Source organism: Candidatus Saganbacteria bacterium (assembly GCA_016223245.1).
Lineage (GTDB): Bacteria > Margulisbacteria > WOR-1 > XYC2-FULL-46-14 > XYC2-FULL-37-10 > JACRPL01.
Genome location: JACRPL010000013.1, coordinates 1 through 26,364, shown reverse-complemented (window position 1 = coordinate 26,364; position 26,364 = coordinate 1). Strand labels below are relative to the sequence as shown.

23 protein-coding genes are annotated in these 26,364 nt (G+C 42.5%); 10 read left to right on the top strand and 13 right to left on the bottom strand.

Annotation, left to right across the window (positions count from 1 at the left end; genetic code table 11):
* Positions 1 to 138: 138 nt before the first annotated feature.
* Positions 139 to 675, bottom strand: coding sequence for a M48 family metallopeptidase (locus HZC34_05565; protein MBI5701291.1), 537 nt, complete (start codon positions 673 to 675; stop codon positions 139 to 141).
* A 20-nt stretch (positions 676 to 695) separates the two neighbouring features.
* Here HZC34_05565 and HZC34_05560 point away from each other — a divergent pair, with 20 nt between their 5' ends.
* The 4 genes from HZC34_05560 (at position 696) to HZC34_05545 (ending at position 4,958) form a co-directional block, all read left to right on the top strand.
* Complete coding sequence (locus HZC34_05560) at positions 696 to 1,904, top strand: DEAD/DEAH box helicase (GenBank protein MBI5701290.1); 1,209 nt, start codon at positions 696 to 698, stop codon at positions 1,902 to 1,904.
* A gap of 12 nt (positions 1,905 to 1,916) precedes the next feature.
* Positions 1,917 to 2,666, top strand: coding sequence for a triose-phosphate isomerase (locus tag HZC34_05555; GenBank protein ID MBI5701289.1), 750 nt, complete (start codon positions 1,917 to 1,919; stop codon positions 2,664 to 2,666).
* Positions 2,667 to 2,670: 4 nt separating this feature from the next.
* On the top strand, positions 2,671 to 3,654 hold the full coding sequence (locus tag HZC34_05550) for a class II fructose-1,6-bisphosphate aldolase (protein ID MBI5701288.1): 984 nt from the start codon (positions 2,671 to 2,673) through the stop codon (positions 3,652 to 3,654).
* Positions 3,655 to 3,749: 95 nt separating this feature from the next.
* Entirely contained in the window at positions 3,750 to 4,958 is a 1,209-nt protein-coding gene (locus tag HZC34_05545; protein MBI5701287.1) for an ATP-dependent 6-phosphofructokinase, read from the top strand.
* Between the two features lie 277 nt (positions 4,959 to 5,235).
* Here the strand turns inward: HZC34_05545 and pfkA are convergent, their stop codons facing one another.
* Complete coding sequence (gene pfkA / locus HZC34_05540; GenBank protein ID MBI5701286.1) at positions 5,236 to 6,198, bottom strand: 6-phosphofructokinase; 963 nt, start codon at positions 6,196 to 6,198, stop codon at positions 5,236 to 5,238.
* Positions 6,199 to 6,280: 82 nt separating this feature from the next.
* Here pfkA and HZC34_05535 point away from each other — a divergent pair, with 82 nt between their 5' ends.
* Genes HZC34_05535 through HZC34_05515 form a run of 5 tightly spaced genes read left to right on the top strand, consistent with a single transcriptional unit; the run spans position 6,281 to position 15,854 of the window.
* Positions 6,281 to 7,441 (top strand): aminotransferase class I/II-fold pyridoxal phosphate-dependent enzyme, encoded by a 1,161-nt coding sequence (locus HZC34_05535; protein MBI5701285.1) that lies wholly within the window; start codon positions 6,281 to 6,283, stop codon positions 7,439 to 7,441.
* A 28-nt stretch (positions 7,442 to 7,469) separates the two neighbouring features.
* Positions 7,470 to 10,139: a hypothetical protein gene (locus HZC34_05530; GenBank protein ID MBI5701284.1), complete on the top strand. Its 2,670-nt coding sequence runs from the start codon at positions 7,470 to 7,472 to the stop codon at positions 10,137 to 10,139.
* Positions 10,140 to 10,151: 12 nt separating this feature from the next.
* Entirely contained in the window at positions 10,152 to 12,674 is a 2,523-nt protein-coding gene (locus HZC34_05525; GenBank protein MBI5701283.1) for a hypothetical protein, read from the top strand.
* Positions 12,675 to 12,708: 34 nt separating this feature from the next.
* Positions 12,709 to 14,358 (top strand): glucose-6-phosphate isomerase, encoded by a 1,650-nt coding sequence (gene pgi / locus HZC34_05520; protein MBI5701282.1) that lies wholly within the window; start codon positions 12,709 to 12,711, stop codon positions 14,356 to 14,358.
* Positions 14,355 to 15,854: an adenosine deaminase family protein gene (locus HZC34_05515; GenBank protein MBI5701281.1), complete on the top strand. Its 1,500-nt coding sequence runs from the start codon at positions 14,355 to 14,357 to the stop codon at positions 15,852 to 15,854. Before pgi ends, HZC34_05515 begins: the two co-directional genes overlap by 4 nt.
* A gap of 5 nt (positions 15,855 to 15,859) precedes the next feature.
* Here HZC34_05515 and ligA read toward each other — a convergent pair whose 3' ends face one another.
* The 11 genes from ligA to nusA form a co-directional block, all read right to left on the bottom strand.
* Positions 15,860 to 17,848 carry an NAD-dependent DNA ligase LigA gene (ligA, locus tag HZC34_05510; protein ID MBI5701280.1) on the bottom strand — a complete coding sequence of 663 codons (1,989 nt, stop codon included), beginning with the start codon at positions 17,846 to 17,848 and terminating at the stop codon, positions 15,860 to 15,862.
* A gap of 5 nt (positions 17,849 to 17,853) precedes the next feature.
* Positions 17,854 to 18,105, bottom strand: a complete 252-nt coding sequence (locus HZC34_05505; GenBank protein MBI5701279.1) for a type II toxin-antitoxin system RelE/ParE family toxin — start codon at positions 18,103 to 18,105, stop codon at positions 17,854 to 17,856.
* Positions 18,106 to 18,108: 3 nt separating this feature from the next.
* Positions 18,109 to 18,345, bottom strand: a complete 237-nt coding sequence (locus HZC34_05500; GenBank protein MBI5701278.1) for a hypothetical protein — start codon at positions 18,343 to 18,345, stop codon at positions 18,109 to 18,111.
* Positions 18,346 to 18,408: 63 nt separating this feature from the next.
* Positions 18,409 to 18,564 carry a hypothetical protein gene (locus HZC34_05495; GenBank protein ID MBI5701277.1) on the bottom strand — a complete coding sequence of 52 codons (156 nt, stop codon included), beginning with the start codon at positions 18,562 to 18,564 and terminating at the stop codon, positions 18,409 to 18,411.
* Between the two features lie 10 nt (positions 18,565 to 18,574).
* Positions 18,575 to 19,090, bottom strand: coding sequence for a hypothetical protein (locus HZC34_05490; GenBank protein MBI5701276.1), 516 nt, complete (start codon positions 19,088 to 19,090; stop codon positions 18,575 to 18,577).
* Positions 19,077 to 19,385 carry a hypothetical protein gene (locus HZC34_05485; GenBank protein ID MBI5701275.1) on the bottom strand — a complete coding sequence of 103 codons (309 nt, stop codon included), beginning with the start codon at positions 19,383 to 19,385 and terminating at the stop codon, positions 19,077 to 19,079. Before HZC34_05485 ends, HZC34_05490 begins: the two co-directional genes overlap by 14 nt.
* A 12-nt stretch (positions 19,386 to 19,397) precedes the next feature.
* Positions 19,398 to 20,174, bottom strand: coding sequence for a tRNA pseudouridine(55) synthase TruB (gene truB, locus HZC34_05480; GenBank protein MBI5701274.1), 777 nt, complete (start codon positions 20,172 to 20,174; stop codon positions 19,398 to 19,400).
* Positions 20,174 to 21,118 carry a bifunctional oligoribonuclease/PAP phosphatase NrnA gene (locus HZC34_05475; GenBank protein ID MBI5701273.1) on the bottom strand — a complete coding sequence of 315 codons (945 nt, stop codon included), beginning with the start codon at positions 21,116 to 21,118 and terminating at the stop codon, positions 20,174 to 20,176. Before HZC34_05475 ends, truB begins: the two co-directional genes overlap by 1 nt.
* Positions 21,115 to 21,453: a 30S ribosome-binding factor RbfA gene (rbfA, locus tag HZC34_05470; GenBank protein ID MBI5701272.1), complete on the bottom strand. Its 339-nt coding sequence runs from the start codon at positions 21,451 to 21,453 to the stop codon at positions 21,115 to 21,117. Before rbfA ends, HZC34_05475 begins: the two co-directional genes overlap by 4 nt.
* The gene (gene infB / locus HZC34_05465; GenBank protein ID MBI5701271.1) at positions 21,450 to 23,471 is read right to left on the bottom strand and encodes a translation initiation factor IF-2; all 2,022 of its coding nucleotides are present in this window, start codon (positions 23,469 to 23,471) and stop codon (positions 21,450 to 21,452) included. The genes rbfA and infB overlap by 4 nt, the downstream gene beginning before the upstream one ends.
* Positions 23,472 to 23,604: 133 nt before the next feature.
* Positions 23,605 to 24,702 carry a transcription termination/antitermination protein NusA gene (gene nusA, locus HZC34_05460; protein ID MBI5701270.1) on the bottom strand — a complete coding sequence of 366 codons (1,098 nt, stop codon included), beginning with the start codon at positions 24,700 to 24,702 and terminating at the stop codon, positions 23,605 to 23,607.
* A 681-nt stretch (positions 24,703 to 25,383) separates the two neighbouring features.
* Between nusA and HZC34_05455 the strand changes: the two genes are divergently transcribed.
* A partial coding sequence (locus tag HZC34_05455; protein ID MBI5701269.1) for a hypothetical protein occupies positions 25,384 to 26,364 on the top strand: 981 nt, incomplete at its 3' end.

Genomic DNA, 26,364 nt, shown 5'->3' with positions numbered 1-26,364 from the left:
TATACTACTATCATCCAGCAATTATCATACCAGCTAAATAGGTGGATTAGCGTAAAAGTGTTGCAGTTTTCGTCATTCGGTTGCGGAAATATCCCAAAAACATAGCGACACAGCGACATAGAAACATAGACCCAGCCCCTATCGAATAATATAACTATTCTCCCGTAGCCACTTTTTATGCAAGCGAAACTCCGGCATGAACTCCTCAACCTTCGCCCAAAATCTTTTCGAATGATTGAATTCGATCAAATGCGTTAACTCATGAATAACCACATAATCCATTACTTCCGGGGAAAACAAGATCAATCGCCAGCTAAAATTGAGATCGCCTTTCGCAGTGCACGATCCAAATCTCGATCGCGCACTAGTTATCTTAAATCCATTAAACCTGAAACCATGCTTCCCTACATAATAATTGAGCCGCTCCTCTATTATATAGCGTGCTCGCTTCTTCAACGCTACAACATCGACCATATCCTTGGATATTGCATTTTTCTGCCGCTCTCGCACCAATTGCTTCTTCTTTTCGATCCATGCACTCTTCTTCGAAATGAATTCGTTGATAATTGTCTTCGGTATCCTGTGGGGCGCCCTGACCAAAAGATCGGCATCTTGAGTTATCTCGATTGAGATAGTCTTTCTGTACGAACGCAATATTAGGCAAGCATCTTCCATTTTCATGGTATAATACATAGATGAACATGCAGAATCAAGCAAATGGAAGCTCTTTTTATGGCTTAGGCATTTCCCCAAAGATACTAGAACTCCTGGAGCGGATGAAGTTTTCTGTCCCAACACCGATCCAGCATAAAGCAATACCTATCGCCGTCGAAGGCAACGACATTATAGGTATAGCACAAACAGGGACTGGCAAGACGCTTGCTTTCGGCATCCCGATGATCCAAAGGCTTTCCCAAAACCTCTCTCGCGGACTGGTACTTGTCCCTACTAGGGAGCTTGCAATACAGGTTGAAGAAACAATTTACAAGCTTTGCTATCCATTCGGCATGAAGACAGCCGTATTGATCGGCGGCGCGTCAATGTACCACCAGATCAATTCATTGCGCAGGAATCCCCGAGTAATAATCGCAACGCCGGGAAGGCTTCTCGACCATTTAAACCAAAAAATACTTAGGCTGGACAATGTTTCGATCCTTGTTTTGGATGAAGCCGATAGGATGCTTGATATGGGGTTTGCTCCGCAAATTGAAAAGATATTAGCGCAGCTGCAAAGAGAACGCCAAACAATGCTTTTTTCGGCCACGATCCCCGAAAAGATCGTTAAGATCGCAACTTCCCATATGAAACTCCCGATAAGCGTTGAAATTGCCCGTTCGGGCACCGCCGCTGAAAAAGTCACGCAGGAATTGTTCATTATCAAAAAAGAAGAAAAACCGAAGCTGTTAATCAAGCTTTTGGAGCAGTATCGCGGGACCGTCCTAATTTTCTCAAGGACAAAACGGGCCGCATCGGTCATAACCTCCGGCCTAAGGACTGCGGGGTTTTCATCAGCCGAGATACATTCAAACAGGTCCTTGAGCCAGCGGCGCGAAGCGCTTGAAGGTTTTAAGACCGGGAAATACAGGATACTTGTCGCGACTGATATCGCGGCGCGGGGCATAGATGTCAAAGGGATCGAGCTCGTGGTAAATTACGACCTTCCGGATGATCCCGAAAATTATGTCCACAGGATCGGCCGGACAGCCAGGGCCGGCCACGAAGGCCGCGCAATATCTTTCGCAACGCCCGACCAGCGCGGAGAGGTCAAAAATATCGAAAGATTGATCAGGAACGCCCTCCCTATCTCGCAACATCCCGAATTCCATTCTACAGGATTTTTCGGCTCCGCCTCGGCCGCAAACAAGCCCCATTACAGATTCCGCTCCCCGCGAAGAAGAAGATAAAGGAGATAATTAATGAGAAAACCACTGCTAGCGGGAAACTGGAAAATGAACACTATACTTCAGGAATCGGTCCAATTAGCCGCAGATCTCAACAAACTCGTAGGAAAAGTAACAGATAAAGATATTCTCGTATGCCCTCCATTTACAGCGCTCTCATCTGTATCCGATGTATTGCGCGATTCGGAAATTATGGTCGGCGGACAAGATCTTTTTTGGGAAGAGAAAGGCGCTTTCACTGGCCAGGTTTCAGCCCAAATGCTTAAATCAGTCGGCGCGAGCTGTGTTCTCATCGGCCACTCCGAACGAAGACAATTTTTCGGAGAAATAGATGAAACAGTCAACAAGAAATTAAATACCGCACTTAAACATTGCCTTAAACCGATCGTTTGTGTCGGTGAAACATTAGCTGAAAGAGAAAAAAACGTAACCTTTGATGTTATTAAAAAGCAAGTAACCGGCGCCCTTCAAGGCTTGCCAGTTGCTAGCTGCCAGACATTAGTTATCGCTTACGAACCAGTATGGGCGATCGGGACCGGAAAGACCGCATCAAAAGAACAAGCTCAAGAAGTTCATGCGTTTATAAGAAAGCTTGTAACTGACCTTTATGATAAGTCAATATCTGATACCGTTCGCATCCTTTACGGCGGATCGGTCACTCCTGAAAATATTAAAGATCTTATGGCACAAGGTGATATTGACGGTGGACTCGTCGGCGGGGCGTCTCTTAAGGCCGATGTATTCGCAAAAATTGTGAGGGGGTAAAAAAATGGCGCAGAAGTTGTATGAAACGTTAGGGTTAGTTAACACGAGGGAAATGTTTACGAAAGCTATGGAGGGAAAGTACGCGATACCCGCTTACAATTTCAATAATATGGAACAGCTGCAGGCAATTATTATGGGCTGTGCCGAAAGCAAATCCCCTGTTATTATCCAGGTTTCATCCGGCGCCAGAAAGTACGCGAACCAGACACTATTAAGATATATGGCCCAAGGAGCGGTTGAAATGGTCCGCAAAGAATTGAAGAGCAATATCCCGATCTGCCTTCACTTGGACCACGGCGATACCTTTGAACTATGTAAATCATGTATCGATTATGGTTTCTCGTCTGTCATGATCGACGGATCCCACCACCCTTATGAAAAAAATATCGAAGTAACAAAACAAGTTGTAGAATATGCGCGTAAATTTGATGTTACAGTGGAAGGCGAGCTTGGAGTTTTGGCGGGTATTGAAGATGAAGTATCGGCCGAAAAGCACACATACACACAGCCCGACCAAGTTGAAGACTTTGTTAAGAGAACAGGCGTTGATTCACTTGCGATCTCGATCGGTACATCTCATGGAGCTTTCAAGTTCAAAGTTAAGCCTGGAGAAGCGGTTCCTCCGCTCCGTTTTGATATTTTGGAAGAAGTAGAAAAAAGACTTCCGGGATTCCCGATAGTTCTTCACGGCGCATCATCGGTTGTGCAAGAATATGTCCAAATGATAAACAAATACGGCGGCAAGATGGACAATGCAGTCGGTATTCCCGAAGAACAGCTAAGACGCGCAGCAAAATCGGCAGTATGCAAAATTAACATCGACAGCGACGGCCGTTTGGTCATGACTGCGATAATCAGAAAAGTGTTTGCGGAACAACCAGGAGAATTCGATCCTCGCAAATACTTGGGCCCAGCAAGAGAAGAATTGAAGAAATTAATTATTGCAAAAAATACTAACGTATTGGGATCTGCTGGCAAAGCAAAGTAGCTAACTCACCTTAACCCCCTCTCTTATTAAGAGAGGGGGAAACCGACGAAGTCGGTGGGGGTGAGTTAATATCGAAAGAAAGAGAGGAAAAACAGATGAAAGTAAAATTTCAAGGGAAAGAAATAAATATCAGAAAGATCGGGATACTAACAGGTGGAGGCGATTGCGCGGGTCATAACGCGGTAATTTATGGTTTGCTTCGACGCATAAATCTTGCAAACGCTGCCCTTCCGGCTGATGAAAAGATCGAACTTTGGGGTCTGCTCGAAGGTTGGGAATCTCTAACTCGCGATCCTGAAACCGAAAAAGACAAGATCCTCCAAAAACTTTCGACAGTCGATCTAAAAGATAGCTTTAAAGTCGCTGGGACAATTATTAAATCATCTCGAACAAATTTATTCTCTAAAGAAAATATTGAGAAGAAGGCACCGGAAAAAGCGATCGAGAATTTGAAGAAGCTTGGAATGGATTGTTTGGTTGTTCTTGGTGGAGACGATACCTTGGGAGCCGCCGGCAAAATGGGCAAACAATTCACATTCCCAATGTTTGGCGCGCCAAAGACAATGGATAACGATGTTTTTGGAACCGAGCGCACATACGGATTCGATTCGGCTGTAATTGAAAGCGTCCACTTTATCGAAAACATTATTACAACTTCTCGTTCACACAATCGATGTTTCATAGTTGAAGTTATGGGACGCCATGCCGGATGGGTAGCGCTTCACGCGGGTATCGCCGGCGGCGCCGATGTAGTAATTCTTCCCGAAGAAACAGTTGATCTAAGAGAAGTTATTAAAAAAGTCGAGCACGCGATGGCATTCCAAAAATATTGCGTTGTTGTAGTATCCGAAGGCGCTCGAATATTTGATACCAGGTTTCCTAAAGAGATCAATGACAGCAATAAGAAACTTTTAGACGAAGTTATTGCCGATCCAAAGTTTGCTATAGTCAAAGCGATCTTTGATCTTCCAAAGAAAAAGGATTCTTTCGGCAATGAACAATTGGGCGGAATTGGCGAATATTTCTACGGCATATTCCAAAAGCATATCAAAGGCACAGATTTCAGGCTTCAAAATTGCGGCCACGCCATTCGCGGCGGTATCGCGCATGTATCAGACAGGATATTAGGCCTAAGATTTGGCGATGCGATATTCGATTATATGAAATCCGGAAATTTTGGCGTATACCCTGGCCTTGCGGGAGAAAATATTGTTCCAAACGATCTAACAGAGGTTCACGGCGGGAAGTTCGTACCCGAAGACCATCAACTTTTCAAAATGCGCAACTCTGTTGATTTCTATTGAGTGAAATTTCTTCTTTCGATTAACGATATTATTGCATCATGCCGGCAAACCTGGTTAGCAACTCAAAAACCAGCGACTAAATCCCGATGTGGGAATCGGGACAAGCGTCGCGGTTTCCTCGTAGTTTTTAGGAACCGCGAGCCGTGCCTGCCGGCAGGCAGGGTTCACTATAATAGGCTTCATGTGCAATATGGGCCGCGCGATGCTTGTATTTCAATGCAGGGCAATGATTTTTCCCAGATCGAAAATGCCCCCGGTAATGCAGATCCAAAAAGTTTCATGAGGAAAGAATTTCGGCTAGTTTATAGGCCTCGATATCTATTTTCTTTTTCTTGGCTATTATTTCTTTGGCGCTATGCGATACGACCTTATCTGATATGATCCCTACCATCATAGCTTTTTTGCCTTGAAGCAGAAGTTCAACAGCTTTTGAGCCAAGTTTGCAGGCGGCTTCTCTTGATAGCGCTGTTGGAGATCCGCCTCTTTGCATATGGCCCAAAATACTTACCCTTACATCGAGCTTTGTCTTCTTTTGGATAAGTTTTGCGATATCGGGCGCATGTCCCGCCCCTTCCGCAACAACAATAATAAAACTTGTCTTCCCTCTCTGCTGGCCGAGGAGCAATCTTTTTGCAATGGCAGCAAGATCGTATTTAATTTCCGGGATAAGTATTGCTTCGGCGCCGGCCGTCATTCCTACGTCTAGTGCTATAAAACCATTATTTCGCCCCATAACTTCGATTATAAAAGCCCTTTCGTGCGATGTCGCGGTATCTCTTATTTTATCGATCGCTTCAACCGCTGTGTTGACAGCAGTATCAAACCCTATGCTGTAATCTGTTCCGTATATATCATTGTCGATCGATGCGGGGACATTTATGATCGGGAAATTATATTCTTTATAAAATTCATAGGAAGCTTTAAGCGACCCGTCTCCGCCGATAACGACCATTGCATCAATGTTAAATGCCTTAAGGTTTTGATATGCAGTTTTGCGGAGCGATCTTTTTCTGAAGCCCGAACTCCTGTGGGTATGGAGGATAGTCCCTCCGCGATTGATAATGCCGCCAACCGATTTAAGATCAAGGCTTATAATATTGCCTTCGATAAGTCCCTGCCAGCCTCTTTGGATACCGTAAACATCCAAGCCATGATATATAGCGTATCTGACGACCGCGCGTATCGCAACATTCATTCCCGGAGCGTCGCCTCCAGGAGTCACTACTGCGATATTTTTTATTTTTGTTGCCATGGGGATATTATACTTCCAAAATAAATTAAAATCATGTGAAATTATTATAAATAACTTGCGAGATAAAATTATGAGATTAGAAAGAAGGCTTTATGAAGTTCACCGCAATACCGCGATGCAGATGCTTTCCGCCCCAAGGATCCCAAGAGGTTCTAGGTCAGTTAGCGTTGTCCATGATGTTCCCGTCGCCGAAGGCGTCCGCCACGATAATTATTGGGGCCTGACTTTTAGCGATGGCATGCGCGCCATAACTTCAGCTGTGGAATTTGGTTTAAGACCAGGAGATGAAGTTGCTGTCGCAAAACCTTTGTACGGATGTACAGATAATTATTTCGGCGTTTCGGGCGTCGCACGAGTTAACCGCGGATTTGTTGTCCATGAGATCGATCTATCAAACCCTCAAAATATTTTGGAAATATTGAATCCAAAAACAAAGGTCGTCTATTTTGAAACGGAAACCAATCCTAATTTAAGAGTTTACGATCTGGAAGCGATATCGCGTTTGGCTCACGGCCAAAATCCAAACATAGTAGTTGTAGTTGATAATACTTTTCCGGGTCCTGCCGGATGCAACCCTCTTCTGCATGGAGCCGATATTGTTGTTCATTCCGGGACAAAGGTTCTAGGAGGATTTTTACAGGAAATGGCCGGTGTCGTTGTGATGCCAAAAACTTCTTGGAAGGATCTTTTCCTTTTCAGGAAGAATACCGGAGGAATTTCATCTCCTGATCAGGTGCACCATTTATTAACTCGCGGACTTCCTTCTTTGTATGGCAGATATGCAACAATGCAAGCAAGCGCTCAAGTAGTTGCGGAATGCTTAAATTCAAATGACCATGTTAGTGAAACTATATATCCCGGGCTTCCAAATTATGCTTTCAAAGATAATGCCCGCCGCTTACTTACGGATTGGGATGGAAAATTTGCGCCAGGCTATATGATCTGTTTTATTCCCGAAGGACGAAATGCTGATGAAAGAGAAAAGAAAGCAAGGGCAATCGTCGACCATGTCGCTAAGAACGGGCAAGGGATTATTTCCCATGCGGTAAGCTTAGGCGGAAACCAATCTTTGATCGAAATGCCTTTCCTTGGCACCCACGCGACTGTCTCGGCCGAAGAAAAGAAAAAATGGGGAATTGATAAAGGTATGGTCAGGTTGTCTATAGGGCTTGCGGAAGTTTCAGACCAGATCGAAATCCTGGAAAGAGCGATAGGAAAGGCTTATTCATAAGGGAAGAAAAACATAGGAGGAAAAGAAAATGATTTCAAGCAGATTGACGGAAGTTACGGGAAGACCGGTTGCGGCGAAGAGATTAGGGGCGGATGTTAGGGTAAGCAGGGTGTTATTTTCCGGATTTGGAAGAAGAAATGACCTTCCAGGCGCGTTAGCATCATTGGCAGGCGTTGATATTAAAGCAGGCACGCAGTTTAGATTGAATGGCCATTCATGTGTAATTTCTGCGGTGAAAAAAGACGGTACGCCTATAATTTCTCACCTAAATTTGAGTGAAATAGTAAAAACAGACCTTGATTCTACTTTTACAGCGAATTTTAATCCTGATACAAGAATACTCCATCTCGCAACGAGAACGCGCGATTATTTTGGGCTTTTCCATGATATGGCATATGCCGTAAAGGAATCCGGCCTTGATATTTACGAAATAGGCGTCAGACATCAGAGGATCGGCGGCTATAGCACAATAGATTTTGCTTGCCCTTTTTATGACGAAGAACGAGTGCCTGAAGCTTTTGGTAAATTTAGGGCGAATTTTTCTGAAAGATTAAAAGCGCATAATTCTTTTGCCCTGGACGGGGAAAGGCTAAAATATACATATTCCGATCTTGTGGACAGTATGGGCAGATTTTTAAATACATTCCCGGAAGTTCCGGACATGCCTCATTTAACCGCAGATGAAGTTGATAAAATATTTGTTGAGAATCCTGCAATGTCTACGCTATTAGTTAAATATCTTAGGGTAAAATATGACAAGACATTTTCGCAGTATTACGGCTTAAGCAATCATGACCTAAAAAGCCTTGCAATGCAGATCCGTTCCACGATCAGAAATATTCCTAACGCCAAGGATAGAGATGCGGCCAGGATCATGTTCGTATTTTTAACCTCTATTAAAGAAACTAATATTTTTGATCCAAACAGGAATCCTGAAGTCGCCATCTTCAAATTATCCCATAAAATTATACAGAATATAGCGGATCATTTCAAGCTCACCTACCCTACGGATATTACCTACGTCTATTCTCCAAAAACAAGATCATTTGCGATCGGTTCCAGGTTTGGAGGGGAAGTTTCAAAAGGCGGAGACAGATATTTGTTCGACAACCCGAAAGGTATGATCCATGGGGATGCATGGTATGAGGCTTCATCCCGCAAGGCTCTTGAAGAATCCCTTCGTTTGGCATGGACGCAGGAAGTAAAAAATATCCTCTGGGGATGCTATGTTAACGGGTTAAAGACAGTTCTAGTCGCTTATCCACCAGTTGAACAGGATGCGGCATTTGAACAGATCGAAGCTTCTATCTCTGTTCATAGGGATTTTAGATCATATTCTTATGTAAGAGATGCCATTTTGGAATTAACAGGCGAAGATATGGACAAAACAATAGCGGGCGCCTTGGCAGAAAAAGACCAAGCAAAAGCAAAAGATCTATTATTCAGGCTTGTGCAGCTTGAAAACTTGGTCAATTTAAGCGAAGCTGAAGTTTATTTGAAAAATCTTGGAGACAAGAGGCCCGGGCCTGATATGAATATGTCGTCTAGCGATATGAACTTCCTATCTGTTGTTGCAAAACATATGGGAGTGCAATTTTGGCCTGCGATATATACTGGAAAAAGCGCTGATTTCGGAGGATTTCCGCATAAAGCATTAAAGATCACGGGAATCGGCGTATTTGTTAATATGCTGATCGCGATCGAAAAGCTTGGCATCGATCCAAAACAAAGAAGAGTCACGGCAACTGTCCAGGGTTTTGGCGATGTCGGCGGCGCTATGGCATATCTTATATTAAATGAAAGGCCCGATATTAAGCTTACGGCAATATCCGATCACACAGGCCTGCTTGTTTGCGAGGAAGGGTTTGACTTTGATGCCAGAATAAAAGATGAATTATTGAAGCTTGCAAGAGAAGAAAAAACTCTCGATCAATTCTCTCCCGAACTTCTTGCCGAGTTTCAAGGCAAGATTGAGCTAAGAGATAGAAGCAGGATATCCGAAATTGTAACATTGCCTTCTACCCTATTTATCCCTTCAGCTATCGGGAATGTCATAAATGATCAAAATGTTGAAGAAGTTGTTCGCGTACACGAACTTGTTGTTGAAGCCGCGAATATACCGTTTGTAGTTTCAGCTGCGGCAACATTCGATAAGCTTGACGGAAGAAGGATCCTTGACGCATTCGCGAATGGTGGCGGCGTTTTTACTTCCAATAATGAAATACTTTCAATCCAGGTGCTGGGACAAGAAGAATTCAAGGAGAATTTTGAGAAACTTGTAAGCGACAATGAAGCGCTGGTCAGGCGCAATGCCGAAGATAATTCATCGTATGTCTGGGGTGAATACAATAAATCGGAAGGACGGTTGGCTTTTCCGACGCTCGTAAAAGAGATCAGCCATGCGATGACAAGGGTCAAGAGTATTTTGAAGGTTTCATCACAAGTTCTTGAGCGAAAAGAAGCGTTCGATATCTTATTTGCTTCTCTGTTCCCTACTCTGCTTGAGAAAGTAAACAAAGATGAAATTATTGAAAAATTGGGGCCTGCTATCGTACGAGAATTAATTTCCGGGCAGTTGGCAAGAAAGATAGTTTTCAGCAATTCTTACGATTGGTTTGAAAAGATTCCTGAAGACAGCAGGGATGCCGCGGTATTAGCTGAAGCGAACAAGATACTTGATGGATTAAAGAAAGCATAGGAGAAAATAATAATGGCGATCACAAGCGTCAAAGCAATTGATGTGTTGCGACGAGTTGGCGGGACTGCACTTAAAAAAACACAATTAAAAGCTGTCTTTGACGCGCAAAAAATGCCAGGGCGAATGACATCCTCTCTGGAACAATTGGACTTACGCAGGACTTTTTTAGAAAAGGTTGCTTCAAACCACCCTGCCGGCGTTCCCGCTTTACCTTTTGATCTATCCTTGCTTGATGCCCAAAAGATAGTTTTGAACGGTGACTCGATCAATTCTTACAATTTATCGCGCTATCTGAATCAATTCAAAAAGCTGGCACCGCAAGCAACTGCGGGCTTAAGAGAGACCTTTGATGTTCTCGATTACAATAATCCAAATTATATGTATAATCCGATCTTTTTGGCGTTTTTGATAGAGGGCGAAGCTAGATTTATTAAAGAGCTTCATGCCGATAAAGTTCAAAATAAGTTGAGCGGGATCGACTTGGCGGATAAAGCAAAAGAAATAGAACAAGCGCTTCCAGCCGGATCGATCAAGGTTATCAGGGAGATATTTGGCGGCAGATCTGTGGAAGATATCCTTATTCTTTTAAGGGATAAACCTTTAAAAGTTATGGGAAAAGAAGTGCGTCCGCAGACCGATGAAATGCTTGACCTGGAATCCAGGATAATGGCTGCAAATGATATCACGGTTGTGACTTCTGAGCATTCAACGGATACAACAAATATCTATTTAACATCATTAATCTGTTTCTTACTTGGCTCGGATGGAGGAACTTATTATACTCCAAGCCATAGTTCGGTTTATGTATTGGGACGTAAGGCGTTAGCCGGAGACGGAGCGCAATTATTGCCTGATGTTTATTCGCGATATATCGAGATCCTTGAATCAATTCATAATGAAGCGAAAGAGAATAGTGATACTATTCCAATTGCGGGGCCAAATGATCCAAATATCCTGAGGACTTTATCTTATGATCGTTCAGCATTATTGTTTAAAGAAGCGCTTGCGCCAACACCTGAAACGATCGCTACAATAAATCTTGCAGCTGAAAAAGGTTTTAGGCTCACTTTAAATACTTTATCCGGCAGCGCGTCAAAAAGTTTGATGGCCCAGCTCAAGGCTCTAGGTATAAGAACTGATGTTTTTGAACCCTTATTGCCGGAAGAAGATCCTTTTTTTAGAGTTGGATACGTGGTTGCCTATGACAAAGTAAAGGACGAGTATTTTGTCGATCATTTGGGAGTGGATACTTCTTCATCAAAAGTTGTTCGACAGATCCCTTATGCCGAATATGCAAAAGATCTGCCGATCGGACGTCTAATATATGAGTGCGATCCCGATAATGACCGTTTTATGGTCAAGCAAGTTTTGACCGAGGCCTCTATTCCGTTATGTGAAACATTCGGGATCCAATATTATAAGATCGGGGACGGAAAGATAATTGTCGCCCCTAGCCCAAATAAGACATTTTTACTTCTGGATATTGCAGATTATGAAAGAACAAAGGCATCAGGCGAATGGGACAGATTCAAATGGATGTATTTCCCAACTTATGTATCAACAGCTGCTTGGGTTGAATTTGCTAAATATCTCGAGACAACTGAAGGGAATATCGCGACTTTTCTTTGCCGAGTCGGGTTTAAAAATTTCAATCAGGCCCTGGCAAAGATACAGGATTGGTGGTTCAATCGCCCTAATGAAGAGACTTTAAGCATTCAACCTCAATTGGGAGATCCAATAGTTCTCGACCGTTCGTTGATGTTAAGAGTTTTGAGCAAAGAAGAGGAAAGCGGCGGCAGAACTTCGGGGTTTGCGAACGCTTTAATAAATATATTAGGGGACAAAGCCTTATCGATGCCTGAAAAAGCTGTTGGGGACGCTCTCTATGCTCACTTGGCGGATATGGCAAAGCGTTACTTGGATGGCCAAGAGATGCGGTTGCCAAATGTCGTTGCGTCGGGATATGACAAATACCATATAGTCTCCCGCATTGATGACCGATTTGATATTTTACATGGTGATCAGGGGCGTATCGCCCAAGTTGGTCCAGATGAAGCTGCTCGATTAAAATCCCATGCGGGTGCCGAAAAATCTAATTTTAATAATTTCTTTTTCTCTATAGCAAGTGCCGTTAGATCGGGTAAGCTTTCTTTGGAAAGGGCCAAAGAAATCCTTACTTTTATCCTGCCAGAATGGAAATCAACATGGCATTGCCTAGACCAAGTCATTTATGTTGAAGAGACTTTAGATGCTGGGAACACAAGATCCGAGGGTGTATTGATGGCATTTTCAAGCAAAGGTGATATCGAGCCTTTGGTCACTTTCCTCAAATTCAGGCCATCAGGAACGGATCCATTAAAGAGTAAAGTGTATCTTGACGCAAAGACGTTGAGTCCAGAAAATCGAACAGCTATCGAAAAAGCATTTGAAACAATCAAGAGAAAAGATCTTTATTCTGTGCTGGATCGTTTTGGTGTCGTATACGCGGAAGAAAAGCCCGCTGAAGTTGCCGAGATCGGTTTACAATTGATATAATATCTTAAAGTTCAAAAATATAGGAGCGACACAAATGGAAGCATCCGTAAGATTTAACGAATCAAGGCACTTTGGGTTATTGCGTTCGTACGCCGCCGCATCAGGCGGGAAACATCTAAGGGAAATGTTCGCGTCAGATCCGAATCGTGCTAGATCTTTTTCTGTTACGACAGATCATGGTATTTATGATTATTCCAGGCAAAGATTATCGGATGGTGCAAGAAAGCTTTTGCTCGGCTTAGCCAACGAACGAGGCCTTCGCGGAAATATCGAAGCCATGTTCACAGGTGAAAAGATCAATGTGACGGAAGGACGTGCTGTTCTCCACACCGCCCTACGCAATTTATCGGGAGGCCCAGTTTTACTTGCTGGTCAAGATGTAATGCCAGATGTTAAAGCAGTACTTGCAAAAGTTAAGACTTTTTCGGATGAAGTTCTTTCAGGCCAAAGACTTGGTGTTACCGGCAAAAAGATAAAGAATATTATTGCGATAGGTATCGGGGGATCTTATTTAGGCCCTGATTTTTTGGCTGAAGCTTGCAGAGCTTATGCTATCCCCGGCATGAACTTAAGATTTGTAGCCAATGTTGATGGTACCGACTTTGCTCAAAAAACAGCTGACTTAAATCCCGAAGAAACAATGTTCATTATAGTCTCTAAAACATTCACAACAGCCGAAACAATGCTTAATGCGGCAACTGCGAAACAATGGATGCAGGGTAAACTTGGGACCGAACCGGCTGTTATTAAAAAGCATTTTGCAGCTGTGTCTACCGCCAAAGATAAAGTAGAAGCTTTCGGAATTGATTCGGATAACATGTTCGGATTTTGGGACTTTGTCGGCGGCAGATATAGTGCCACATCGGCAGTTGGCGCTGTTCCCCTATCATTATTCCTGGGTTACGATAAATTCGAAGAAATCCTTCGCGGTGCCGAATGGATGGACGATCATTTTAGGAAAGCTCCATTTGAACAAAACATACCGGTGCTTGCGGCATTGATCGATATTTGGAATATCAACTTCTTAGGGTTTAAAACTAGAGCTCTGCTTCCTTATTGCCAAGCCCTATTAAAACTTGCTCCACACACCCAGCAAGTTGAGATGGAAAGCAATGGCAAGCTTGTTGATATTGACGGGAGAGAAGTCCAATTCGATACTGGCGAAGTTGTATTTGGAGAACCAGGCACAAATGGCCAGCATTCTTTTTATCAATTGATACATCAAGGAACAACTCCTATCCCGGCGGATTTTATAGGATTTGTAACTCCTCAATATCCTTTAGGGACCAATTCAGCAACCGGTGTTGACCATCATCTTGAACTTATGGCCAATTTCTTGGCACAGCCCGATGCCTTGGCTTTTGGAAGCGAAAATCCATTAACACACAAAAACTTCCCAGGAAATCGTCCTTCAAGTTCATTATTGCTAGATAAATTGACGCCATTTACAGCGGGGTTACTGCTCTCAATGCTTGAACACCGAACAATTGTTAAAGGATTTATTTGGGGCTTAAACAGTTTTGACCAATGGGGAGTTGAGCTTGGGAAGAAACTTGGCGTCGATCAAAGGATCAGAATGCTTGGATTCAATGCGACAGGTAATATTGATATCGCAGGATTGAATTCATCAACCGCGAGAATGTTGGAATCAATATTAAGAAGCGGATTAGGGAAAGAAGTATGACAAGGATATTAACTGCTTTACCGCCGGTTTTAAGGACCATGGCAGGCAGACGGATGCAATCAAATATTTTTTCTGATATCGGAATAAATCCATTAAGTCAGCTTATAAATTTATATCATAACAAGAATTTGGACCCAGCTTCATTTTTGATCCTTGTGAACACAGCAAAAGATGCGTCGGACATGAGGGTTCGGACTACGGCGACTCTTATGCTGTATTCATACGGCATTACTTCATCTAATCTATGTACGCATTCAAGAGCGCTTGCTTCAGAAATAAATGCAATTAGGTCTAACCCAAAATTTGAATTGACGAGGAGATTGCTTCGATTGCTTCCAAAAGCCGATCTCCATTGCCATCTTGACGGGTCGGTCAGGGAAAGAATGATCGCTGAACATGCCGAGCGCCAGGGGATCGTTTTAGCGGATGATCCTGGAGTCAAACAATTTATTCCGGAATTTCCAAGAAATGCAACTTTAGCTGATATTAAAAAATATGCAAGGCTTAAGGCTGATGCAGCGAATACTGATTTTTTAAGATTTTTATTGGCTGGATTTGCCCTGCCCCTTGCTGTTATGCAGGATAGGATCGCATTGGAAAACATTGCTTATGACGCAATTGCCCAAGCGCATGATGACGGTGTTCTTCATATCGAGCTTCGTTATGCTCCATGCCTCCATACCGAAAAGGGCTTAACTTATGATGAAATAGGAGAAGCGATCATGCAGGGTTTAATTCATGGAGAAAGGGATTTTGGCGTGTCCTCTACCCTTGTTGCTTGTATTTATCGCGACAAAGTTGATACTGCATTGTTTGGCGATAAATATGTCGATCATCCTATACCAACGGCAGAATCGGCTGTCCGTTTAGCCAAAAGATATCCCGAAAGAGTAGCTTTGGACCTTGTGGGTTATGAAACGCCATATCCTCCGGAAAATTACCTTGAAGCTTTTGCGAAAACATTTGACACGGACGTTTTTAGGACCGTCCATGCTGGCGAGCCAATAGGGACCGGCCAAAATATTATGAAGGCAGTTGATCTATTATTAGCTGATCGCATAGGCCATGGTATCCAAGTAAACGAGCTTTCCTGTGCGGACAGGCAAAAATTGAAAGATAAGGGAATTGTTTTTGAAGTAAGCGTTAAAAGCAACCACCAATTGGGTACAATCGCAAGCGGCAAATTTTCAGATCATCCTTTACTTAAAATGCTAAGGGATGGGTTTAGGGTTTCAATGGCTACCGACAACAGGACAGTTTCCGATATAACTCTTACAGATCAGATACGTCAGATCGGAGAAAAGGAAACAGGATTGGACTTGATGCTATTTGATAACAATCGGACATCCCCTGAACTAAGAGCATTGCTTGCCAATTCAATGGGCGGGGCCTTTGCTCCAAGGGTAAGAAGAATCGCTCTTCAAAGAGAATTTGCCGATCTCGTCGATGTTGTAGATTATTTAGCTGAATCCGTGCGGATATCTTCTCTAACCTGATTATATTATTTCTTTATTAGTGATTTGAACTCTTTTTCGGTAATTGTTTTGACGCCAAACTTTAAAGCTTTATCATATTTTGACCCAGGATCCGATCCCGCAACGACATAATCGGTTTCTTTGGAAACCGAAGACGACGGATGGCCTCCGAGAGACCTTACCAATTCTTCCGCATCAGGTCTCGTCATTGTAGCGAGTCCACCCGTAAATACGAAAGTTTTGCCTCGAAATGGCTGTGGGCCATGCTTCTTTTCAGCCTCTGTTCTCACCCCGGAAGCTTTCAATCTTTCAATAAGGTGACGATTATCTTTTTGCGAAAAGAAAAGTGCAATTGATTCCGCAACTTTAGGGCCAACGCCGGCGATCTTCTTTAGTTTATCGGCACCTACATCAAATAACTCTTCAATGTTTTCATAATGCTCGGCAATAAGCGATGCTATATGGCGGCCAACGAGTCGGATACCGAGCGCGTAGATCAATCTATCAAGCGGCCTATCTTTGCTTTCTTCGATCGAATCCATTATATTCTGCGCCGACTTGTCGGCGAACCTCTCAAGCTTCAAAACGTCACCCTTCTTGAGCGAATAGAGGTCCGCGACATTTTTTATTATTTTCTTTTCAACCATCTGGTCGATTATTGCCGGGCCAACATGTTCCATATCCATAGCTTCGCGTGTTGTGAAATGCCTGATCCTCTCTTTAACTTGAGCGGGACAAGCGGCATTGATGCATCTTGTTACTGCTTCGCCTTCCGGCCGAAAGAGATCCGCATGGCACACAGGGCATTTTTTTGGCATATTGAATTCTTTTTCATGCCCTGATCTTTTTTCTTTGACGACTTTAACAACCTCCGGGATTACTTCCCCTGCGCGTTGAACTACTACATGATCGCCAATTTTTATCCCTTTTCTTTTAAGCTCGTCTTCATTATGGAGTGTCGCTCGTTTTACAACAACTCCCGCGAGATGGATCGGCTTTAAATGAGCTACAGGCGTTATTGCCCCGGTGCGGCCTACTTGTACTTGAATGTCCTCAATGATAGTCACAGCCTGCATAGGAGGATATTTAAATGCTATTGCGAACCTTGGTGCGCGGGAAGTGAAACCTAACTTTTCCTGAAATGCCAAATTATTTACTTTGATAACAATCCCGTCAATCTCGTAATTTAATTTTTCACGAGAGCTTTCGAAGTGTTCGATATATTTCTTTACTTCTTCAATGCCATTGCATACCTTTGTATTCGGATTGATCTTAATTCCCAATTTTTCGACATGTTGGAGCGTTTCATATTGGGTTTTGACTTTTCCTCTCGGGAGGATCGCGTAATAGCAAAAGAAATCCAGAGGTCTTTCGGCTGTGATACTTGGGTCAAGCTGTCTTAGTGATCCCGCTGCGGCATTGCGAGGGTTTGCAAACTTTGCTTCTTCGTTCGCCTCTCTCTCTTCGTTTAATTTTATAAAATCGTCGTACGGCAGATAAACTTCGCCGCGGACCTCGATATCAATTGGTTCGTTTAAAATAAGCGGGATGCTTTTAACTGTTTTTAAATTATAGGTAATATCTTCCCCGTGAATGCCGTCTCCGCGGGTCGACCCTATTTCAAACTTCCCTTTTTTGTAGATCATGGTGACGGCCAATCCATCGATCTTTAGCTCGCAATCATATTCTACTTTATCCTTGTTGAGGCCTTCCCGAACTCTCTTATCGAATTCTTCCAGCTCTTCGATGCTCATTGCATTATCAAGAGATAAAAGAGGTGTTTTATGCTTTACGGTGTTGAACGATTTTAGCGGGGCTCCTCCTACTCTTTGGGTCGGCGAATCGGGTGTTATAAGCTCTGGATGCCTGCCTTCAAGATCCCTTAGTTGTCTAAAGTATCTATCATATTCCGAGTCTGAGATTTCCGGTTTATCTAATACGTAATATAAGTAATTGTGTTTGCGGATCTGCTCTCGAATGAGGTCGATTTGCTTCTTGGCTTGAGCTTTATCCATTGGATTTATTTGTAAACATCGCCGCGGCTTCCGACGTTCAAGATAAGAATGATTTTCTGTTCGTGAATAATTCTATAAATTACCCTGTAATTACCGATCCTAATGCGATAATCACCTTCAAGTTTTCCCGATAATTTCTTGCCTAGATATGGATTAATGGCCAAAGAATCAATAAATTCGGCTATCCGGCTTCTTAAATCTTTATCAAGTTTGGCAAATCTTTTTGCGGCAATATTGTGGAAAGCGATATTATACATCGTTCAAATAGAAAACTTTTTCTTTAAAGTTCCCCATTCGATAAATTGATCGTGTTTCTTTGACGCCCAATCCTTTTTCGCTTTTTTGATCTCTCTTAATAATTTTTTATTCTTAAGCAGGCTTTCTTCTTCCTGCTTTTCTCTGATGAATTCGACAAAATCTGCAACGGATTTTAGCTCATTGATCGGCAGGATCTCGATTTCTTTTATTATTTCACGTTTTATCAATTTTGCGTTCATTTGATGCCCTCCGATCAGCATAATACCAGATAGTAGAGATAAATTCAAACAGCGGAATTAATTTTACATCAAATTAACCTGCCACGGAAGCGTATACTCATATTCCATATCGTCTGAAGGACGCTCATAACCCCGGTGTAATTCCGCTTTCCCGTCTTCGGTTTTATTCAGTTCATCGCTTGCCGATAATATTATCCCGTCCCTAACGGGGATAAGCATTCTAGCTTATCTAGATTTTCTTTAGAAAATACTTTAGATTTTTTTTGAAGGCCAAGATCGTTATATCTTTTGGAGACGACTTGATAGCGCGCTTTGCCGTTGATTCAATATCTTTTTGTTTTAATTTGTATTTATTCACAACAAATAATGCATCTTCAAAATCTTCTTCGGTAAACCTTCGCAATTTGCTTATAATAAAGTCTAGGGGATTAAGGACTTTGACCATCAACCGTCCTTCTTTATAAATTGTGATAGCCCTTTTTTTATAGCCGGACGGCATATTGATAGTTGACCATCGTCCTATCTCTTCGCCAAGATCAGCAGGGATATTTTTTCTTTTTAAGAATTTCAGAAGGGGTTCGATGTCGCCAGTAACCTCCGCATCGATATCAATTGTTGTCCTTCCCTGCATTCCATAATAGTGAAGCGCCAAACCGCCTATCAAGATTATTTTTAAAGGCTTTTTTCTTGAATTAACGTATTTTTTCAGGACCTCTATGATATTTCTCAGGCTAATTGCTGACAAAAGTTATAGCCTCCACGAATTTACGATAATCTTTCGCATCAATATGGCCATGCACAGCTTTTAATGGAGCTCTTTTAATATGGGCATTTATGAAACTTACAAAATTCCCGTACCAAAGGCAAGCTTTTTTATAAGATTTCCTAAATGATCCCGTGCTAAGCTTTGTCTTCCAAGCTATGCTGTCATTTAATAATATCTCAAGCCACAAAAGCTCCCGCGCTTTCTTGTTTTTAGATGCTTCTTGTAGAGTTCCGCAGCCGGTATAATATGGAATGATTTTTAGTTTGTCTTTCATAAAATAATTATATCATGTCTTTTGCGCTAATATTTCACCCGTGGGAATAATAATAGAATCAAGCTTTGCTATCTTTGCGAAATTTATTATTGTATCCATACTGATCGATTGAGAGATATGGAACGGTTGAGCCAATACTCTTTCAAGCGCCGATAGATGAGCTCCACAGCCTAATTCGTCTCCGATATCTTCAGCCAATTGGCGGATGTAGGTTCCTTTTGAGCAAGAGACAAAGAATTTTACAGACCCCCTCTCATTCTCCCCCTTAGCAAGGGGGAGATGTCCCGAGCTCTGCCGAGGGACAGAGGGGGTGTAATAAAGAAGCTCAAATTTATATATAGTTATCTTCCTAGCTTTACGTTCAACTTCAACACCCTGTCTAGCTAATTTGTAGAGCCGCTGGCCATTAACTTTTACAGCAGAGTACATCGGCGGCCTTTGTTCTATCTCACCGGTGTATTTCTTAAATATTTCCAACAATGTTTGTATATTTGGTAATTCGAATTTTGTGTTTGTTTCGGAATTCGGAATTAGGATTTTCCCTGTGCGGTCACCCGAGTCCGTCTTAACTCCGAACGTCATCTCGCCGATGTAAGCCTTATCTCCATTCAAGAATTTTTCAATTTGTTTAGTAGCTGACCCCAGGAAAACGGGAAGAACTCCTGTTGCAAATGGATCGAGGGTCCCTGAGTGCCCGACTTTTTTTGTTTGCGAGAGGCGTCGTATCTTATTGCATACATCAAACGAAGTCCAGCCTTCGGGCTTATTGACGATTATGATGCCGTCCACTAGAATTCCTTGAGAACTAGGTCTACAACTTTCTTTATAGCTTCGTTTAGAGGCAGGTCGATCTCGCAGCCGGCGGCTTGCACATGCCCGCCACCGCCTAAGATATTCGCTACTTTGGAGACGTTGACATTTCCTTTTGAACGGAAATTTACTTTGATCATTCCATTCTTGTCTTCACGAAATAATAGCGCCACTTCACATTCTTTTATTGCGCGAATATGGTCGATGATCCCTACAAAATCCTCCGACCTTGCTTGTATCTCGTTAATTAGGCTTTTCGTGATCGATGCCCAAGCGACTTTTTTATCCGGCGTATATTCCAGGTTTTCCAATGTTGCAGCCAATATCTTTAGGCTTTCAACGCTCTTTGTGTCATATACTAAAGTCGCTATCGTAAATGGGCTTGCCCCGTGGAGCGTTAGATCATGCGCTACTTCAAAAGTAGAAGGCAGGGTATTTGAATATCTGAAATTTCCGGTGTCAGTTATTATTGAAACATATAAAGCAATCGCAATTTCCTGCGTGATTGGTATCTGGAATTCTTTCGCGATCTTATATATAAGTTCGCCGACCGATGATAATAGCTCTACATAATTTAGAGCTCCGAAATTCGAGTTGTCCGGGTGATGGTCAATGTTCACGACCGTTTTTGCAAGTATCTTGTCTGTCCCGATACGCGAAGGCGATGACGCATCTACCGCGACCATGATATCGAATTCCTTCTTTGGAGGATGGCTTATGACCTTGTCGGAACCCGGCAGGAATTTGTAAGTGTTCGGTACGCCGTCGTTCGAGAAAAGAGTGACTTTGAGCCCAAAGGTTTCAAGAATAAGTCCCATTGCTATCAAGCTGCCAAGAGTGTCGCCATCCGGATCTTTATGCACGGCGACTATTACCGTTTCACTTTGTTTTATTAATTGTAAAAATTTGCTGTAGGGTTTCATTTCTGCGATAGCCTGTTCATGATATTTATCACATTGCTCGCGCGGGCGATGCTTTTATCGTATATGAACATTATTTCCGGGATATAGCGCATTTCAAGCAGTTGGCCCAATTCTCCTCGAATAAAAGCTTTTGCGCTCTTTAAGCCTTCCATTGTTCTCTTGCAGACGAGCTCATCTCCGAGGACGCTAATATATATCTTGGCATTTTTCAGGTCAGGGGTTAATTCAACATCGATCACGCTCATAAACCCAATGCGAGGATCCGAAACTTTATCTCTAATGATCTCAGCAACTTCTCTTTTTATAAGTTCTGCTACTCTTTCAGGCCGGCTCATTTTCTGGTCTTTTCTCTCATTTCAAAGCATTCGATGATATCGCCCTGTTTGAAGCCTTCGTACCCAACTATTGCGATCCCGCATTCATAGCCTTCCATGACTTCCTTTACATCTTCTTTGAATCTCTTAAGGGATTCCATCTTGCCTTCGTATATCTTTTCATTATTTCTAAATATTCGCATCCCGGCGCCGCGAAGCATTTTACCGGATATCACAAAACAACCGGATATGACGCCAACTTTTGAGAATTTAAAGGTCTGCCTGACTTCGGCTTTTCCAATCACTACTTCTTCATATTCGATCTTGAGAGAGCCTTCAAGCGCCATTTTTACGTCATCGAGCAATTTATAGATGATGTCGTAGATCTTAACCCTAATATTTTCAGCTTCGGATATTTCTCGAGCCCTATTATCGATATCGACGTGAAAACCTATTAATATGGCTTTTGAAGCCTCTGCGAGCAAAACGTCTGATTCCGAAATATTACCTACGCCCGAGTGGATGATGTTAACTCGTTTTGACTCGACATTTATCTCTTTAAGCGAAGCGATCAGCGCTTCGAGCGATCCTTGTACATCCGCTTTAATAATAAGATTCAAGTCGAGGACTTCCCCGCCTTCAACTTCTTTCGAGAATTCTTCCAAGGTTTGGAGCGTGTGCGAAACAGGCGTCGATCTTAATATCTTGTTCTGTTCGGCCATGTTTTTGGCTTCTTTTTCGTTGTCCATCACCTGAAGAATATCACCGGGTATTGGAACTTCCGCAATACCTGATATCTCAACAGGTGTTGATGGTGTAGCCTTTTTTGTTCTTTCGCCTTTGTCGGAGATCAGCGCTCTGATCTTTCCCGATGTAGCGCCTAAAGTGAAAATATCCCCAACATATAGCGTCCCATTTTTAATAAGAAGAGTTGCGATCGGACCCTTTCCTTTATCAAGCCTGGATTCAATAACGACACCCACTGCTTTCGCGTCGGGATTTGCCTTTAATTCTTGAAGGTCGGCTACAAGTAATATCATTTCAAGCAATTCATCGATGCCTGTCTTTTGTTTGGCTGATACAGGGACTGTAACCGTGCTTCCGCCCCATTCTTCGGGTTGGAGGCCAAGTTCTGACAACTGCTGTTTAACATGGTCGGGATTGGCATCAGGCTTATCAACTTTATTTATCGCAACAATAATTGGGACTCCGGCGGCTTTAGCATGGTCGATAGCTTCAATTGTTTGTGGCATGACGCCGTCGTCTGCCGCAACAACAATTATCGCGACATCCGTGACTTTAGCGCCGCGGGCTCTTAGGGCCGTAAAAGCTTCGTGGCCCGGAGTATCCAAGAAAGTGATCTTTCTGCCTTTGATCTGTACTTGATAAGCGCCGATGTGCTGTGTAATCCCTCCCGCTTCGGATTCGGCCACTTTTGTCGATCTTATTGTATCGAGTAATTTTGTTTTCCCATGATCTACGTGTCCCATGATCGTAACAACAGGAGGTCTTGATTTTAGTTTTTTTGTTTCTTCAGCCGTCATCTCGACTTCAATTTCTTTTGTAGCCGCAGGTGGCGGGACATCGATTTCTACATTGAATGAAAACCCTGCTCCAATATCTTGAGCCATTTCGGAGGAGATCTTTTGGTTTAATGTAGCCATGATCCCTTTTTTCATCAGTTCTTTTATGATATCGGACGATCTAGCGTTCAATTTATCCGCAAAATCTTTTAATATTATCCCATTTTCAGGTATTCGAATTGTTTTAGGCATAGGCTCAGGCGTAGGAATAGGTTCGGGTGTGGGTTTGGAGGCTGGAACAGGATGTGTCGCTGTGTCGCTTTGTCTCTTTGGCGCTGTGTCAGGCGCTGTTGCTGTTTTAGGTGATAATAGATCTCTAACTATTTTGGCTGATTCGGGATCGATAGATGATGCGGCAGTTTTAGCGTCGACACCAACATCTTTTAGTATTGCCAAAAGCTCTTTTGAAGTCTTGTTCAGTTCTTTTGCTAATGCGCTAACCTTGATCTTTTCCAATTTAAAAACCCCTCTCTAGGCTCTGAAACCTGCGAATGAACCCTGCCTGCCGGCAGGCACGGTTCGCGGTTTCCTCGCATAGTTTTGAGTTATAGGAGCCGCGACGTTTAGTCGCAGGATCCCACTTTATTCTTTATTGTTCACTTTCAGTTATTTTTTCGGCTTCAAGCTTTACAACTTTTTCCGATTCTTTTTTGGCCTCTTTTGCATCATCTTTTTCTTTGGCAAGCATTTCTTCCGATATTATATCTATCTTATATCCTGTAAGCTTTGCCGCAAGCCTTACGTTTTGTCCTTCTTTGCCGATAGCCAAAGAGAATTCTTTTTCGGGAAGAATGACCCTTACAGTCTTTTCTGTTTTGTTTAATTCGACTTTTGAAACCTTTGCAGGCGAAAGCGAATGTGAAATGAATACGGAATCGTCCTGCGACCATTCGATAATATCCACTCTCTCTGGCCCAAGCTCTCTTGTGACGTTTTGGATCCTTGATCCCATAGGTCCGACACAAGTGCCGACGGCGCCGATATTTTTGTCATTTGAATATACGGCGACTTTAGTGCGTCTTCCTGCTTCACGAGCAATTGCCTTGATCTCAAGTATTCCTTGGGTAATTTCCGGTATTTCAAATTCGAACAAGCGCCTTATGAGGTCAGGATGTGATCGGCTAACAACGATCATGGGGCCTTTTGGCGTCTTTTTGACGTCAAGTATTATCAATTTAACTTTATCTTTTGGCCTTAAAGTTTCTGTCGGCATGCTTTCGGTAAAAGTCAAAAATGTTTCAATACGGCCAATATTTACAAGATAACCGCCATGTTCTCTGTTTTGGACGGTTCCTGTGATCAAAGTCCTGATCTTGCTTTGATATTCTTCAAAAGTTCCCTCTTTTTCAGCTTCGCGGATACGCTGTATAATAACTTGCTTCGCGGTTTGCGCCGCTAAACGACCAAAATCTTTTGGTGTAACATTAAGTTTTACGGTATCTCCGACTTTAACATCTTTGTTATCTTTCTTAACGTCTTTTAGAGAAATTTCAACAAGTGGATCGTTAACGGTTTTTGCAACTACCAAATTGGCGAGAATACTTGTTTCGCCCTGGTCGCTAATGGTTGCTTCGAGATTTTCGGCTGTTGGGAAGCGTTTTTTATATGCCGAGATCATAGCATCTTTTATGGCATTTAATAGGTCTATTTCTTTGATACCGCGATCTTTTTCGATCTCGGCAAGCATGTTCTTAAAATTAGGTATAATCATTAAACTCCTCCAAGAAAACAAAAAGTGGGCTTTTTCCCCACTTTCAAACTGACATTAAGTTGTAATTATTATAGCATTGCATGAGAAAATATGCAAGGCGAGGAAACTTCGATTGGGGCCAAATAGTTGTTTGCCAATTGAAATTTTCTTAGAAGGCATCGATATATAAGAAGGAGAGCTCCGAAAAATTTGCAAGATAAAAAATATAGCAATTAATATGGTTGTTTTTTAAATCTGCCTGCCTTGGCTCGATCTTATAGCGTTCTCCAGAGAGGTTTTCAATGAATTCCAGAAGACATGCCATGAAAAGGATTTTGGGGTCAATGGGGTTGCGGCCGGCGGGGTTTTCATTATTCTCTGTATTCCTTGCACATCAAAGGATTGCGAGCAACAAAAAATAGTTTATGTTCAAGTGAAATTTTCTTTTTAAGATGAGGATAATAAATCGGGAGGGTATAGGATCCGCCGAAGGCCATGCCAGAGGCAGGCAGGCGGGCGCGAGTGGGAACCGACACGTTCAGTGTCGGGGGCCCCGCGAGCCTATGTTCTATGCGGGCCAAAAAGAAAAAGATAATCCATGGGAAAATGGGTTGATTATTCAGAGGTCTCTATATCGGCACTAAGCATGGTGCAAATGAATTAAGGGAGGAACAAAAAATGGGAATGAAAATAACAGGGTTGCCGACAGGGGGGCACGGAATAATGCGTGCTTTTCAGGTTAGAAAGTCATTCGGCAATATTAGTGTAGAATTAAGAAAAGGACTAAATCTTGCTGCTGCTTCTGCAAAGTTAAGAGTGAATGAAGTTGCACTAGATTCTTTAGGGATTACAGCTAAAGGAATTAATTTTGAAATTTTAAGGAATACTTTAACAGCAGAGATTCCTTCAGAAATAAAGTTGAGAGCAGGAGAAGAAAGAAGTGCAGAAAATATGCTTCGAGCTATAGTTGGACGATTAGGAAAAGAAGATGAGGTTTTAAATCTGAATATAATTACTGCTTTAAAGAGCTCAAGGACAGAAGAGCAAATTCCTTTTCTTCTGACTTATGGAAAAGGATTGGCATTAACAGACGCAGAGATGATTGGATTAACAGCAGAAGCAGCTATAGTTTTATATCCTGAAGATATTTCTGAACTAGGAGCCTTTGTAGGAAGAGCAGCTAGAGCTTTATATCCTGGAAATATTTCTGAACTAGGAGTCTTTGTAGAAATAGTAGCTAGAGCTTTATATTCTGGAAACATTTCTACACAAGGAGCCTTTGTAGAAATAGCAGCTAGAGCTTTATATCCTGAAGATATTTCTAAACAAGGAGCCTTTGTAGGAGGAGCGGCTAGAGCTTTATATCCTGGAAACGCTTCTGAACAAGAATTCTTTGTAGGAAGAACAGCTATAGCTTTATATTCTGGAAACATTTCTAAACTAGGAACCTTTGTAGGAATAGCAGCTAGAGCTTTATATCCTGGAAACATTTCTAAACTAGGAACCTTTGTAGGAATAGCAGCTAGAGCTTTATATCCTGAAGATATTTCTGAACTAGGAGCCTTTGTAGGAAGAGCAGCTAGAGCTTTATATCCTGAAGATATTTCTGAACAAGGAGCCTTTGTAGGAAGAGCAGCTAGAGCTTTATATCCTGAAGAT